Source organism: Caballeronia grimmiae, from assembly GCF_022879615.1.
Classification (GTDB): Bacteria; Pseudomonadota; Gammaproteobacteria; order Burkholderiales; family Burkholderiaceae; genus Caballeronia; species Caballeronia grimmiae.
Genome location: NZ_CP084277.1, coordinates 52,674 through 66,953, shown reverse-complemented (window position 1 = coordinate 66,953; position 14,280 = coordinate 52,674). Strand labels below are relative to the sequence as shown.

The 14,280-nt window shown below is 57.9% G+C and carries 10 protein-coding genes and 4 pseudogenes; 5 read left to right on the top strand and 9 right to left on the bottom strand.

What is annotated here, in order from left to right; translation table 11 throughout:
* Positions 1-145: 145 nt before the first annotated feature.
* From LDZ21_RS30545 to LDZ21_RS30535, 3 genes and pseudogenes are all read right to left on the bottom strand, one after another.
* Positions 146-379 carry a hypothetical protein gene (locus tag LDZ21_RS30545; RefSeq protein ID WP_244797999.1) on the bottom strand — a complete coding sequence of 78 codons (234 nt, stop codon included), beginning with the start codon at positions 377-379 and terminating at the stop codon, positions 146-148.
* 108 nt (positions 380-487) lie between these two features.
* Positions 488-736, bottom strand: a complete 249-nt coding sequence (locus tag LDZ21_RS30540) for a DUF1488 family protein (RefSeq protein WP_244797998.1) — start codon at positions 734-736, stop codon at positions 488-490.
* Between the two features lie 440 nt (positions 737-1,176).
* Positions 1,177-1,423 (bottom strand): annotated as a pseudogene (locus tag LDZ21_RS30535) (GntP family permease); the annotation flags it as partial.
* 99 nt (positions 1,424-1,522) lie between these two features.
* On the opposite strand from LDZ21_RS30535, the gene LDZ21_RS30530 reads away from it, so the two are divergent.
* The gene (locus LDZ21_RS30530; protein WP_244798073.1) at positions 1,523-1,708 is read left to right on the top strand and encodes a replication initiation protein; all 186 of its coding nucleotides are present in this window, start codon (positions 1,523-1,525) and stop codon (positions 1,706-1,708) included.
* A gap of 450 nt (positions 1,709-2,158) precedes the next feature.
* On the opposite strand, the gene LDZ21_RS30525 is transcribed toward LDZ21_RS30530, so the two are convergent.
* Both LDZ21_RS30525 and LDZ21_RS31525 read right to left on the bottom strand, forming a co-directional pair.
* A complete protein-coding gene (locus LDZ21_RS30525; RefSeq protein WP_244798072.1) occupies positions 2,159-3,178 on the bottom strand; it encodes an IS110 family RNA-guided transposase in 1,020 nt (339 codons plus the stop codon).
* A 352-nt stretch (positions 3,179-3,530) separates the two neighbouring features.
* Complete coding sequence (locus LDZ21_RS31525; RefSeq protein WP_370889833.1) at positions 3,531-3,893, bottom strand: response regulator; 363 nt, start codon at positions 3,891-3,893, stop codon at positions 3,531-3,533.
* Between the two features lie 1,774 nt (positions 3,894-5,667).
* Here LDZ21_RS31525 and LDZ21_RS30520 point away from each other — a divergent pair.
* Positions 5,668-5,934, top strand: a complete 267-nt coding sequence (locus tag LDZ21_RS30520) for a hypothetical protein (protein ID WP_244798071.1) — start codon at positions 5,668-5,670, stop codon at positions 5,932-5,934.
* Between the two features lie 60 nt (positions 5,935-5,994).
* Here the strand turns inward: LDZ21_RS30520 and LDZ21_RS30515 are convergent, their stop codons facing one another.
* From LDZ21_RS30515 to LDZ21_RS30505, 3 genes are all read right to left on the bottom strand, one after another.
* Complete coding sequence (locus LDZ21_RS30515; RefSeq protein ID WP_425306873.1) at positions 5,995-7,122, bottom strand: IS256 family transposase; 1,128 nt, start codon at positions 7,120-7,122, stop codon at positions 5,995-5,997.
* A gap of 806 nt (positions 7,123-7,928) precedes the next feature.
* Entirely contained in the window at positions 7,929-8,186 is a 258-nt protein-coding gene (locus tag LDZ21_RS30510; protein WP_244798070.1) for a hypothetical protein, read from the bottom strand.
* A 176-nt stretch (positions 8,187-8,362) separates the two neighbouring features.
* Complete coding sequence (locus tag LDZ21_RS30505; RefSeq protein ID WP_244798069.1) at positions 8,363-8,605, bottom strand: hypothetical protein; 243 nt, start codon at positions 8,603-8,605, stop codon at positions 8,363-8,365.
* A gap of 1,521 nt (positions 8,606-10,126) precedes the next feature.
* On the opposite strand from LDZ21_RS30505, the pseudogene LDZ21_RS30500 reads away from it, so the two are divergent.
* A pseudogene (locus LDZ21_RS30500) lies at positions 10,127-11,258 on the top strand (IS110 family RNA-guided transposase).
* Between the two features lie 426 nt (positions 11,259-11,684).
* Here LDZ21_RS30500 and LDZ21_RS30495 read toward each other — a convergent pair.
* A pseudogene (locus LDZ21_RS30495) lies at positions 11,685-11,912 on the bottom strand (transposase domain-containing protein); the annotation flags it as partial.
* A gap of 461 nt (positions 11,913-12,373) precedes the next feature.
* Here LDZ21_RS30495 and LDZ21_RS30490 point away from each other — a divergent pair.
* Entirely contained in the window at positions 12,374-13,348 is a 975-nt protein-coding gene (locus LDZ21_RS30490) for a tyrosine-type recombinase/integrase (protein WP_244798068.1), read from the top strand.
* 203 nt (positions 13,349-13,551) lie between these two features.
* Positions 13,552-14,277 (top strand): annotated as a pseudogene (istA, locus tag LDZ21_RS30485) (IS21 family transposase); the annotation flags it as partial.
* Between the last annotated feature and the right edge of the window lie 3 nt (positions 14,278-14,280).

The following is a 14,280-nucleotide window of genomic DNA, read 5'->3' as shown; positions in this document are numbered from 1 at the left end:
TGCCTTCCTAGTGTTTGAATATTGTCCGTTTGATGTAGGGTCCGGACTGGTTAGCCGCGTCATTTTCGACGCCAACGCTATCGACGGGCCCTGGCGATTCTGCGTTTAGTCAGCAAGCGCGCGGGGTCGAAGAAAAAAACACTCACTAAGCTGGGCCGAGCAAGACGTCGATTGCGGCTTGCCCGGCGATTTCGCCCACCAGATAGGCCCACCGTTCAGTGAACGGGCCGTTGCGCAGCGGTATGCGGCTTCCTCGCGCGCCGAGCACTTCGAGGTTAGTACCGCCTTTGATCTGAAAGGTCACCTCAAACATGTCTTCAGCAGTTGAGGTCAGTTGGACATCAATCTCGAAACCGCGATACGCGATCACTCTGTGCATAAAGACAACCTTAGCCGGATTTCGCGACTGTTAGCGGCGCCCTGACGGGGCCTTGACGGGGCGTGCATGCGCTCCCGCGGGATAGATCGGTGGCGATTCAAGCCTTCATCAAATCGAATATCGATTCTGTGGACCGCGGACGTATCGCCTCTTCGCGATTTCAAGTAGCTTTTCGCGAACTTCGTCAAACGCGAGCAAAAAGGACCGTTCGTCGAATCCGAGTGCGGGTTGCAGGCCTTCGAGAGTCCCGCGGTCAACCTGGAACGTAATTTCCCGGGAACCGTCATATCCCCAGAAGAACACGCAACGCCTGGCGGCGTCGTAACTGCGGCTAGGATTCGGAAAAAAGAGCGCCATAATCAGATTTTTAATTTGTTAGCAGGATATCGCCACTTGGCCAGGGTCGAATCGATGAGTGCATAACTGACGCGCCTCTGGTCTGCCCGGTTAATGTCCTCGGTTCGGAGAATAAGAAACCGCGCCCGACGAGCCTGATTGTAGGCAGTCTCGTTTGCCGCGAGAGGAATTGCGTTCTTAACATCTACTCGCATAACTACCTCTGAAGACCGGTCCACGAAGTGCAGACGGTCTGATCACTGTACACCCTCGCCGCCGTGTGAAATCGTTTTATTACGTTACATCGTGAGCGCACCATTCAACGTTTTGGGTGCCAGGAACAGGCAGTGCCGGCCCCGACAAAAACCAGCTCAGTTTTGGATTTTGGATGATCAGATCTGCCGGCAGCGCAGGTTGAGCCCGTCGACAGCCTACTCCAATCCGGAAGATATGCACCAGCAGCTTACGACCACGAAGCCTGGCAATGCAGCAATTACGGCACCGAATCCGTATTCGGAGGCCGTGTTCATTGCATGCCAGCAATGCTCCGCTTGCGGCAGTCCGCGTGCCTTCTGCGAATGCCGCGGCTACTCGTTGATAAGCCGTGAGCACGACAAATGCGATGCCGATGATCAATGCGGCTTCCACGGCCCAGATTGCGGTCACGGTCTGGATCGAAGTTGTTACCGGCGCGTGTACGCCCGGCAGTACATCAGACGCTACCGTGTAGGAAGGGCCGTTGCTGTACGTGGAAACGAGGCAGGACCAGGTAAGTGGTCCCCGACTATCGAGGAGTTTTGGGCCGCAATGGACGCTAAACCTACACACAGGGCCAATTTCAAGGCGCTCCGCCAGCGGATCATTGAGCCGGCTGTGGCAGAGCTACGAGAGAAAAATGGGCTGTTGATCGACTGGCAATCCGTTAAAGACGGGCGCAGAGTCGGGACGCTTCGGCTTGAGTTCGTTCGGAACCCGCAAGGAGCGCTGTTCTGAACCGGGTATTTGTTCGAATTGGTTGACAGGTCAGGTGTACCCGAAAGCCGCCCCCGTAGAACGCATTAAAGAAGTCAACGTTGCGACTATAAAGTTGTCAACGCGGGACTTCGTTCGCCCCGATAGCGGCGCGAGCCATACTCGGTATGGGTTGCCGGACGCGAATTAAAGTTGTCTACATGAACGTCCCCCTTTGCGCCGGACTTTCGAGTCTTCGAAAAACAGGATGGGCTGCAGCTCTACATCCGGCCTTGTTGCAGCCTTACTCGCTGCGGGCCCCTATGAAATCCGCTGACTCACGCCTCATTCACTTCGCGAGCTTGTCAGGCTCAGACAACTTTTCAGGTTTGGTGAGTCCCAGGTCCTACCCGTTTTGTCATCACACTCGAATGCCACCGCAACTTTTGACGTTCCATCCCGCCCAGCAAACCTTCCGATAGACCAGAGAACTCACCCCTGTTTCATGCTTTCGTAATCGTTCCGGTAGGGGCGCTGATGTGCCATCATCGCCCATATTATTCGGGCGAGCTTGTTTGCCATCGCGACGATGACCACGTTCAACGGACGCCGCTGTTTCATTTGTGTTGCCCATGGACCTGGTTCTTTCACGCGGTAAATGATGCTACGCGCGCCGTGAACAAGTAGCGTTCTGAGGTAGGTATCGCCTCGCTTGCTTATCCCCTGAAGCTCTATCTTGCCGCCGGAGCCGGTCTGTGCCGGCACCAAGCCGAGCCACGCTGCGAACTCGCGGCCAGATTTGAACGCTTTTGCGTGACCCATCGTTGCCACTGCCGCTGTTGCAGTCAACAGGCCTACGCCCGGAATCGCCGCAATTGCCTTGGCTGACCGATCGTCTTTCATCCACTCATGCAATCGCCGCTCGATCTCGCAGATCTGACGATCCAGATTGTCCAGACCTGTCCACTGCTCACGTAGGGTGTCGATCAATATCGAAGGCAAGCGTCCTGACAACCTTTCCAGCACTCCCCCTACCGCTTTATCCAACGCGGCCCGACCGACTCCCATCACTTCGCCGTACTCGGTTAGAAGCCCGCGCAGGCTATTTATCTGCATCGTACGAAACTTCACCAGTTGCTGCCGCATGCGATGCAGTGCGAGCACTGCCTGTTGAGTCTCAGTCTTCACAGCAACTTCCTTGCTGTCCATCTGCGTAGCCATCCAGATCGCGCGCGCATCGGCGGCGTCGTTTTTGTTGCGGATGTTGAATGCCTTGATAAATTTGGCTGGCATCAGCTTCACCCGGTGGCCCATCTCGATCAAGCGCCTAGCCCAGTGTTGAGATCCGCTGCAGGACTCCATTCCGACAAGACAGGGGCGGCGATTAGCGAAGTATTCGAGAAACGCCGCCCGTTTGACAGGCCTATTAACGATCTCGCCGGTTTCGGGATCGACCCAGTGCACCTGCATTACGCTTTTTGCGATGTCCACACCCACGATCGTATGCGTCATGATGATTACTCCGGCTGGTAGGCCAATATGATCGCCTTTTTCTATCCCGGAGCGATCGCCGGCCGGCGATGTTCCAGTGATGCCGTGCGTAGCGATGGGCGGGGGGCGTTCATATCATTCACTTCGCCGGTGAGATGTGGTCTTCGACGCCCGAACGCCAACGGTGGTCAGGGAAGTTGCGGCACACGATGCCGAACGCGTCGGGCAGCAGGCGGCCATAAGCGCCCTTTTGGGCGCGTGCCCATTTCTTTCTGCAAGGGCCGCTGAGCGTAGGCAATCAGTCGCTCGACCCTGCGGCCCAACCGCGTATGGATTCAATCCATGGAAGGCTGCGGGGCAACGTTTGTTTCGCTCATTGCGCCCCCAACATCGCTATTAGTTTTAGCAAGTCTGTGCCGGCGAAGGGCTTGACCAGAAAGTGCACACCGCCAGCGTTCGCTACCGCCAAGCGCGTGGCCCCGTTGTCGTGCGACGTGATGAAGATGGCCGGAGGGCGCGGTTCGCGGAGTTGTGCATAGAGAGTCGGCCCCAAAACTCCGGGAAGCTGTACGTCCAGGATAAGGCACCTGGCGCGCTCTATACGAGATAGAGCTGGTATGTCCTTGGTATCGAGGTAGATGACGCGCTCTAGATGGCGAGCAAACCGAAGTCTGATAGCTGTTGGCCCGCGAGCAGGCGCTTGCCGGCCACTATCCGTCGTTCGCCTGAGCTGCATGAGCCATGCAGCGGTCATTCGAACGGCTAGTCCGCTCCGAAACCTGTCCGATGCGTGACGCGCGCTTCTCGGCGATTGCGGACGCTCGAGCAGAGCGAAGTCAGCGGCCGCTTCGGGGCGTACACCTAACGGATTTTGGTCCGCACGGTTCTATGGCGGCTCTGTTGAGAAGTTGTCCACGTGAAGTTGGCTGTTATTGGTCTCCTTTTGGTCGCCGGGGGCGAATCGTCGCTTCTTTCTTATAATCGCCTGTAGGCGATTGAACTGGCGCACGAGGTGGCAGCGGCCGAAACCGTGGTCAACGTCTGTACCTCACATCGTCGTAACGATCAAGTCGGCGCAGCAGTTCCTTAATGGCGACGGATTGCTGGGGAAGGAGATTAAACGTGTTGACCAGGCCAAGCAAGCGTTCGCGCCAATAAGGGCGCGGTAGAACTGGCTGTGGAAAACGTGAATCGAACTCCCGTTCAATCGCTAATCGGATGTGTGTAATGTCGGCATCGACGAGGAGCAAGTCGTAGGCACACAGATGCGGAATCGCTCTCGCCATTGCTCCTCACTTTTGGACAGTGTTCAACCGCGCCGTTGTACATGGGCATTCCTAAAACGCCGCAACGCCTAAATATCGTCATACTCTTCTATGCGCTTCAATAGGCCAAAGATCGCCTCGCGCTGATGCGCGAGGAGGCTTCGTCCTCTAAGAAGGTCCAGCAATCGCTGACGCCAATAGGCGATAGCGAGGACCGGCGCGGACTGCTCTTCCCTGAGTTCCCACTTAATCGCGAAACGAATATGTCGAATTTCGCCGTCGATAGACCGCAGTTCATGGGAAAGAAATTTTCGACGGCGCTGCGGGGCCATTATAAGTGCTATTACCGTGCGTGGACCGAGTAGCCGTTTAACAACCGTAACCGCGGACGGCCCCGATGTCCGTGAAGCTCGGCGGTCGCAAGGTCCACGTATGGGAGGCTGTCGTTTGACCCCGATGAACGAACAGGTCCCGAGAACGCGATCAGAGAAAGGATCCGTCGAAGCAAACGGCCGCGAGCCAATAAGGCGCGGGCCTAGCGTCTGGAAAATATACCGATTCAGAGAACTATGCTGCCTGTTGTAATCGCAATTACATAAGGTCCGTAGAAACTCGCTCGACGACGCACGTATTGGGGCGATAGGGCGCAACGGTGTTCATCATGTCGACGCCTAGTGGCTGGGTTTGCTGCGCAATCTGTCGATCAGGCGATTGTCTCGGAACCATCGAACGTGCTATGCGGGCAGGACGCTCCGCCGATACCAGTAGAAAGAAACCGAAAATATCATCGTCATCGCCGTTAGGATTGCGTAGATTGCATGTGTCATAGTGAACTCCTCAGCCGTGTCATATTTATCGCTTCCCTGACCCAAAAGTAAAGCTGGCCCCGCGTTTGTTTCCCGAGCCACCCGACAGGGGGCCGGGGAACATGCGAAACGTGCTGCGGTCGCGATAGCCGTACCCGGTCGCCATCCAAGCGTAGTCTGCGTCTTCTCGGGACGCCATTCAGGAATAAGAAAAGATCGAATTAAGTAGTACGTCAGAGTTCGCTTGCCTGAACCTTGCCATCTATAATGTCCTTGCCGTATTGCATGGCCGAATTGATGGCGTCGATTGCGCTCGTAGGGTCAGTCTCAGCGTACACCGTTCCGTAGCGCCGCGGCTTCACGTTGCTGGGTTGGACGCTCTCGATTCGCACAACGGAAGAGAACTTTCTTGCACCTTTGGCATATGGGTCGCGATGCAGTGGGAATTCCTGATGAGAGAAGCACGAAGCTCGTACCCTCCGTATTCGATAGTGGCGATGGTCATGATGGCGCGCTCCTTGAGATGCTGACCGCCAGCAACGGTGTCGATGCAAATCTCGATAATCGGGCGGCCAGAGATAAATTCGTGTCACTTAACAATGCGCCTAATGCCATGGTAAAGCAAATGAAATCACATCTTAATCAAAAAGAAAGGAGTTGTGTGCGTCAAGTTGTGCAGAAACCGGATGCCGGTGGTTTCAGTTGATCCATCTGCGCTGAGTGCGGCGCGGAGGGCGTAGCCCGCAGCGCCGAACCCGCGCGCCCGCTATGCAGCCGCGCGCAAGAACTCCTTCTTCTGCTCGGCCAGCAAGGCCATGTTCAGATAACGGCTGTCTTCCAGCCACGTTTCATGCGTTTCGCTACACAGGGCCCTGATCAGCCGAAGGCACGACGCTTCGTTGGGAAAGATGCGCACGATACGCGTGCGCCGCCGGATTTCCTCATTCAGTCGCTCCAGCATGTTGGTGGACTTCAGGTGCTTGTGATGCGCGCGCGGCAATCGGTAAAACGTCAACGTCTCAGCGATGTTGCCTTCGACCCAGTCCACCAGCTTCGGATATTTTCCCTGCCACTTGCTGATCCACGCAGCCAGATCCCGTTGCGCTTCCTGCAGGTCGCGACGATCGTACATCCAGCGCAACTCCTGCAGGCAGTCGTCATCGGCCTTGCGCGGCAGATAGTCCAGCGCGTTGCGCAGGAAGTGGACGTAGCAGCGCTGCCAGGCGGCTTCCGGCAGCACCTCGCCGATCGCCTTCTTGAGCCCCGCGTGGTCGTCCGAGGCGACGAACTCGACGCCTGACAGGCCGCGCTTCTTTAGCGCCAGAAGGAACTCTTTCCAGCTCGAATGGCTTTCGCGGTTGGCCAGCTCCACAGCCAGCACCTGCCGGTGGCCTTCCCAGTTGATGCCGATGGCGATCAGCACCGCCTGCGACCGGATCACGCCCGACTCACGCACCTTCTCATAGCGCGCGTCGACGATCAGATACGGATACGCTTCCTCCAGCGGCCGGTGTGCAAACTTTGCCAGCGTCGCATCCAGCCCTTTGTTGATCGCCGAAATCGCCGAGGCCGAAAAACTGTGACCGCACAGCTCTTCGGTAATCGCCTTGACCTTGCGCGTCGACACACCCTGCACGTACATCTCGGCCAACGCCGCCACCAATGCCTTCTCGCTGCGCGCATAGCGCTCGAACAGCGCCGTTGAGAATTCGCCATGCCGATCACGTGGCACGCGCAACTCCAGTTTGCCGATGCGCGTCACCAGAGCGCGGCCGTAGTAGCCCGCACGATAGCCGCTTCGCGTCTCGCTGCGCTCATTGGGCGCAGCGCCCAGCAGCTCTGTCATTTCCGCTTCGAGCACTTCCTGAAGCGCATCCTTCATAAGCGCCTTCATCAGATCCCGGTCGCCGGCAACCAGCGCTTCCGCTGACGGCCGGTTAGTACTACGCTTGGTCGTGGCCATGGTGCAAGCCCTCCCGAGGGCAGGTTGACGAACTGGACATTCATCAACTTACACCACGGCCACCCCCGCCTCTGCGCTCCTGACGCCTCAGCGTTTTTGCACATCGTTCAGCACACTACCAAGAAAGGGGCTCTTGCCGGCTGTGCAAGCGCCGAGACCGTCGAATGAACTACTTTCCCGCGCGGCGCTTCGGCCCAGTGCCGTAGAACGCATTGAAAATGTCAACGTTGCGTCTATAAAGTCGTCAAGTTCCGGCTTCTGGGCGCCGTCACGACGGCGAGAACTACTCCGCGGGCGTTCGGCGGACGCGAAATAAGACCGTCACTTCGCTTCGGATTCCGCGCGCCTGTGATGCTTGGATGGTGGTGGTCGCGTATCACGGCAGACGGATGCGACCGTCGCGGGCAGTAACCGACGAAGAACTTCGATTCGCGGCCGTTTACCGAACGGCTTTTAATCCAAGGACCGGAAACGCTCTGCCGAAGCTGGACGCGAACTCCCGTGAACCACGGCATGGGCTGCACCGCCGCCCGATATGGCGGCGACAGTGTCGCAAAGGGTCGGGAAAGACAGCTCGCCGGTCCACGCGAGCGGCAACTTGCGGATGCTCGATCTATCTAGCTCGCGCCTCAGGTCCTGTATGACACCTAATGCCAAGACGCACCGGACAAGGCCGGGCCCGACGTTTGTCGACACTCAATGGCCCGTCCCACCCGCACACTTGAGGAGCCAGCCTTTCACTGTTTCATCTTTCCGGTTGCCTTTCCGGTTGCGTCCGCCCCCGAAGCGCCTTCCGGCGACATGCCCTTCTGACGTTGCTGCATCAGTGTCGGGCCGCCTGAGGTGCTTGCCCCGCTGGAAGCGCTGTCGGCCGCTTGATTCGTCGCGGTGCCGTGCTGAGGCGTTGGTGACGCAGCCTTCTGCGTGCTTTGCGCCTGCGCGCTCATGCTTGTCATTACGAGCAGAATGCTTGTTAGAGCTAAGATGCGATTCATGGCTGTCTCCCGAGCCTCACGCGGCTCCCTCATTCTCATACCATTCGATTATGGTGCGACGGCACCGGGGTCACGATCAACCGCCCCACTGGCCGCGTCTTTCGCATCCTCTTTCCGCCCCCCGCCTTGACCGATAGGCGGGGATACCTTCCTAAAGTCCGCTTACCCCGGCCGGGCTACGCCATCGATGCGTTTAGGCCACGGCGCGCGGCTAAAAAGCGATCGATTTCACTAACCCCGTGCTCAATAGCTGAACGCTTGGCCTCGTACGGTTCATGAAATCGATTCAACAGGCCGCTGACCACTTGGTCACCGCTTGGTAGGCGCACGATCACCATGGCGGCGAACGATGTCCCGTCAGGCACTGCAAGTCCTGTGACCAAGTACCCTTTGAAATCCAACTCGATTGCGTCTTTCATGGAAGTCGCCGGTCTGGCGTCTCGGTGGCTAGGTGCTTATGCCAGCAGCGAATATAGGGCCTGCTATAGCATCCGTCGCGGCGCGCTTAGTGCCGCCCATCGGGCAAGCAACGTCAGAGACGAATCCCCACCGCCTGCTGACAGGCAGCGCGGATTGCGCACGGATGATCGCGCATTCAGCATGCCCACGGCATCGCTTTTTGGAATGGAGCGCGTCGCACGCGGGCGTGCGTTCAGGTCTAGGGTCCGTCCCGTAGTTAAGACTATAGCGACGCTGGCTATGGCGGCAACACCCCTGTGCGCGTGAATATGGCTAGCGGGTACGGTATATAAGGTATCCGACGAAAACGGTCATCGCACGGGGCTGCGCGACGACGGGCTTCTAGACTTGCCGACGTGGCATAATCGTCGTCGAGTCAGACCCAGGCCGCGTGGCGAGATCGAAGTGACGTGGGATGCATCGGCACCTCACGGATGTTTCGATCCACAAATTCGCAGCGAGGGTAGATGAGAATACTGACTTTCTACCGGCTCAATGTCACTGCCTTTCAGCGTCCGGTCGCAATGCACCGGTGTCCGATCGAGGACGTGCAGCTCGGTCAGACCGCCTCACATAAGAAATCGAACGCGCTCCGTACTCGGGTGCCAGCCGACCTCCGTGGTGCCGAACCGTTAACGCATACTCGTGAGTGCGGCTCGTGTTCGGCTTGCAGTACAGCTCAAATCAGCGAAGTCAGGAAACTCGCCCATTATTTAAGAGCGTGTCTTAGCGTAAAGTGACCTGTACACGGAAGGACTGCCGAGGGCGCGCGAGACGAAACGAAGTTACGTATACAAGGCATTCGCGATCGTTGTAGAGACTGATCCAGTCTTCCTTCCGTCAGACAACGCTAAACTGCGGGCGCCTGATGGCTTCTTCGCTGTCGTGCAAATTACGACCGAACAAGGCTCGCCCATCACATCGCCGGTACGGCTCTCGGGACTCGGCGAGCGCCCCTTTGCTACGGAGGCTGAAGCGCTCATGAGCGGATATACAGCCGGCCAGCGATTGATCGACGATCTGGCTGAAGACGAGCGGAACCCCGAGTCTGATTCCTAGGCCTGTACCACGTCCTACTTCTCATCGAACAGTGCTCCTATTGGCGCCGATTTCGCTTTGAGGAAACGCGCCGGAGCTTCCGTTCCAGTATGTACCGGCCGCTTGCGGTATTGCGGCGTCAAAAAAAGCCAGTTGCGGAGTTCAACGGCCCTTCCTGCCCGGCTCAATTTGAGGATGCGGAAAACGGGGGATGCGGGCGGTGAGCACCGTCCCTTTCTCATCCGAAGCCACGCCCACAGTGCCGTCATGCGCCTGCGCGATGCACTTGCAGATATAGAGCCCGAGTTCGTAAGGTAAGTCAGTATGACTTTCCTTGAGGCGGAGGCTGGCCTGACGTGGGCGTTTAACGCGGGTTAGCATCTCTGCCAGAGCCGCATGGGTGGGCATGGGCCGCACCCCGGCAACGTCCCGCGGAGGCCAGCATGGACAACGATAGCACGGTGTATGTCGGGCTCGATGTGCATAAGGAATCGATTACCGTTGCATATGCGATTGAAGGCGGTGATGTCGAGGTATTGGGCAAGATCGAAACTACGCCGACTGCGATCGATAGGCTAAGCAAACGCCTACGCTCTAAAGGGCAGCATGTTCGAGCTACGTACGAGGCAGGCCCCTGCGGTTACGAGCTGTACCGACGTTTGATTAGGCAAGGAGTTGACTGCACGGTATGCGCGCCGTCGCTCATCCCCCGAAAGCCCGGCGAGCGCGTAAAGACGGATCGTCGTGATGCAATCAAGCTGGCGCGCTCGCTGCGCGCTGGAGACCTTTCGACGGTCTACGTGCCGAGCGTTGAGGACGAGGCGTTCAGGGATCTCGCGCGAGCCTGGGCATCGGCTCGTGAAGACTTGCGGCAGGCACGGCAGCGGCTGAAGTCTTTCCTGCTTTCCCATGGTGTGCGCTACGCAGCGCGCTGATTGGGGCCCAGCACATCGACGCTGGTTGAGCAAATACTCATTCGAATCTGCGTGGCGGCAATTGGCTTTCGAAGAACATCGACGCTCTATCGACGACCGCGTGGCGCAATGTGAGAGACTGGAAGTAGCCTTGCGCGAAGCAGTAATCGAATGGAGCTTTTACCCGGTGGTGTTGGCGTTACAGGCAATGCGCGGCATTCAGTTCGTTACAGCGGTGGGCATCGTTTCCGAACTCGGCGACCTATCGCGCTTTGAACATCCACGTCAGCTCATGGCCTGGCTCGGTATAACACCATCGGAGCACTCGTCTGGCGGCACGAGACGTCAAGGCGGCATTACAAAAGCGGGAAACAGCTATGCAAGAAAGCTACTCGTCGAAGCTGCTTGGAGCTATCGGCACCCAGCCCGCGTAAGCAAAATCATGCAGCCCCGACACGAAGGCATTCCAAAGGAAATCATCGATCGTGCGTGGGACGCGCAGCTTCGACTGTGCAAGAAGTATCGCAAACTTGCGACACGAGGCAAGGACGTCAACGTTGCAGTGGTCGCTGTCGCCCGAGAACTCGCTGGCTTCATCTGGGATATTGGTCGTCTAGCAATGTCGCTCGCACTGCCGCGTCGTAGTGCCCAATCAATATAAAGAGACTGCGGCTTAACACCTATTTCCAAAACTTTGGAGAGTTTCCTGAAGGCGGCGTAGCCCGGTACAAGAGCAACCCACGGCGTCGCTTCGCGACGGCAGAAAGCAGGCCGATTCGCGGCGTAAGAAGGTGGCAGGCTCATATGACGGACCTCTGTAATGCGGTAACCAACCCGCGGATATCAGCGTGATTCACCGTCGGCCTTACTGCTACGTCGCCCTCAGGAAATTCCATTGAAATGAAAGCTGAAAGAACCCCTCGCTTCACTTGACACGGAAAGTCATATCAGCGACTCGGCTGGGCCAGTTCCTCATTCGCGCGCGCGTGAGGCATGATGGTGCTGTCGTGGTGGAATTCGTATAGATCACGTGGATCGTGCCCATGATCGGCAATCGTGGACACGATCCACGCAAATCCGTCCAGATCTACCCGGTTAAGGGTGTAGGCGGAGTGGCCGGCTTCAGTTTGTCGGCCACGTTCCAAGGCAGCAATTCGTCGATGCGTGAGATCTTGTGATCAGCGATATGGGTCAGGACGTATTCCAGATAGGCACGCGGGTTGATCCCGTTGAGCTTTGCCGACCCGATTAAGCTATACATCGCGGCGGCTCGCTCGCCCCCGCTGTCGGAGCCGACGAACAGATAGTTCTTGCGTTTATGCCGAGGTCGCCATAAACGCAATTATGCGCACTTACGGATTATGCGCAGTGCGATCCGTCTCCTGGCTTCACTCCGAAGCGCCAACGTGTGTGAGGCGAGCGTCGGCGGGATCTAACTCAGCATAATAAATCGTGGTCTGATGGTGTTCCGCGAACCCCCGTGCGGAGATCATCATGTTTACGGATGCCTGCCTGAATCGTCTCGCCCGGCGAGACTGGCTTCTACATGGCCCCTTGAGCCAGTTTATTGATTCGTACATATGCGAGCTGGAGCGCTTACGTTACGCAAGAGGTACTGTGGGAGCATACTTGCGGTGCCTCGCCCACTTCAGTTATTGGATGAGACGTACGCGCCGATCCGCTTCGGATTTTGACGAAGCTCTTGTCGAGCACTTTATACGGGATCATCTGCCAGTCTGCTGTTGTCCAGAACCTTGCCGGTCAGTTGTATCCGAGATGCGCGCAGCACTGCATCATCTTCTGGCGCTGCCATTCTACGCTGAGGCCGTCCACACGATCGCGCCGGATCCCATAGCTCGTGAATTGCACAACTTTGATGGTTTCTTGCGCGACACTTGCGGCTTGAAGCGTTCGACGTGCGTCTACCGCGTCCGTCATCTTGAGGCATTTTTTGCAAGCCGTACGCTGGATGAGTCCGCTGAATCCTTAGCCCTGACCATACCGGCAATCGAGGCTTTTCTCGTCGACCTTGCCCGACGCCATTGGAGACCCAGTTCGCTCGGAGTCGTATGTACGAGCTTGCGTAGCTATCTGAGATACCGAGCATTGCGCGGTGACGATACGCGCCTTGCTGTCTCGACGTTGCCGCTGATCGCCAACTGGCCGCATCGAAACCCGCCGAAGGTACTGTCAGAGATTCAGCTCGAACGTTTCCTTCAAGCGTTCAATGTAAACACCGCATCCGGTATGCGAGATTACGCGATAGCTCGCTGCATTCTTGATCTTGGCCTGCGTGGAGATGAGGCCACACACCTGACACTCGACTCCATAGACTGGCGACGCGGCGTCGTAACGTTGCCGCACACCAAGAGTAACCGTGTACAACGTATGCCGTTGCCAGAACAGGCTGGTGCTGCTTTAGCCAGGTACCTGCGCGAGGGGCGCCCGCTGACGGACAGCCGATATGTTTTCGTGCGTCACCGCGCTCCGTTCGGCGTTCCGTTGACTGTCGCCGCGATTCGCAATGCGATGAACCGGGCGTTCGAACGCTGCAATCTTGATGACCAATTCTGCAACACGCATGTGCTTCGGCGGTCAACCGCTACTCGCCTGCAAAGGGCGAACGTTTCGATCAAGGAAATCGCCGATCTGCTGAGGCATCGGAGCTTAGACACGGCCCGTGTCTACGCCCGTGTGGATATCGAGCGCCTGCGGGAGGTTGCCCTGTCATGGCCTGGGAGCACATCATGAACGTCACCGACGAGTGGGGCTCCCGCGTAACGGAGTATCTTGTGGGGGGCGACAATTATGTTGGCCGGTCGTTGACGTTTGTTTTGGCCGGTGGTGAGGAGTCGGAGGCGGCGTAGCCGCCGGAGACGACGAACGACCGGCGGCGCCGCGTCGGCGGGGCAATAGGATGGCTGATCGATTCTTAAAGAAGAAGCGGTCAGCACATGTCTGGAACCCGCATCACCGACCAACAGGTTCGCCTCTATATGAACAAGCGCAAACACCATCCGCAGGAAGTCGCGGCCGCCAAGGCAGGGATAAGCGTGCGCAGCGCACGCCGCATCGAGCGTGACGCGACGTTGCCATCCCAGAAGCCGCGACGCTCCTGGCGCACCCGTCCCGATCCGTTCGCCGATGTCTGGGACAGCGAGGTCGTGCCGTTGCTGCGCAACGCTCCACATCTGATGGGCATCACGATCCTGCGCAAGCTGCAGGATGATCACCCGGGCAGCTATCCCGAGAGCATGCGTCGCACGCTGGAGCGACGCATCTCTCAATGGCGGGCGATCGAAGGTCCCAGCCAGGAGATCTTCTTCCCCCAGGAACATCAACCCGGCGTGCGCGGGCTGTCCGACTTCACCGATATGAGCAAGCTGTGCGTGACGATCGGCGGCGCACCGTTCGAGCACCGGCTGTATCACTTCGTACTGGCATTCTCGCGCTGGGAGTATGCGTGCGTGGTCGAGGGCGGCGAGAGCTTCGAAGCCCTCGCCAACGGCTTGCAGAACGCTCTGTGGCAGGCGGGAGGTTGCCCGCGCGAGCATCGTACCGACAGCCTCTCTGCCGCCTTCAAGAACCTGAGCGAGAAGGAGGACTTCACGACCCGTTATAAGGCGCTGCTCGATCACTACGAGATGCAGGGCACGCGCAACAATCGCGGTTTGGGTCATGGG

Bases quoted from the DNA above. Each gene is read 5' to 3' on its own strand.
- LDZ21_RS30510 (WP_244798070.1), bottom strand. From the start codon at position 8,186: ATGAATCGCATCTTAGCTCTAACAAGCATTCTGCTCGTAATGACAAGC.
- LDZ21_RS30515 (WP_425306873.1), bottom strand. From the start codon at position 7,122: ATGAAGGCGCTTATGAAGGATGCGCTTCAGGAAGTGCTCGAAGCGGAA.
- LDZ21_RS30525 (WP_244798072.1), bottom strand. From the start codon at position 3,178: ATGACGCATACGATCGTGGGTGTGGACATCGCAAAAAGCGTAATGCAG.
- LDZ21_RS30490 (WP_244798068.1), top strand. From the start codon at position 12,374: ATGCGCGCAGCACTGCATCATCTTCTGGCGCTGCCATTCTACGCTGAG.
- LDZ21_RS31525 (WP_370889833.1), bottom strand. From the start codon at position 3,893: ATGCAGCTCAGGCGAACGACGGATAGTGGCCGGCAAGCGCCTGCTCGC.
- LDZ21_RS30545 (WP_244797999.1), bottom strand. From the start codon at position 379: ATGCACAGAGTGATCGCGTATCGCGGTTTCGAGATTGATGTCCAACTG.
- LDZ21_RS30530 (WP_244798073.1), top strand. From the start codon at position 1,523: ATGGACGCTAAACCTACACACAGGGCCAATTTCAAGGCGCTCCGCCAG.
- LDZ21_RS30540 (WP_244797998.1), bottom strand. From the start codon at position 736: ATGGCGCTCTTTTTTCCGAATCCTAGCCGCAGTTACGACGCCGCCAGG.
- LDZ21_RS30505 (WP_244798069.1), bottom strand. From the start codon at position 8,605: ATGAAAGACGCAATCGAGTTGGATTTCAAAGGGTACTTGGTCACAGGA.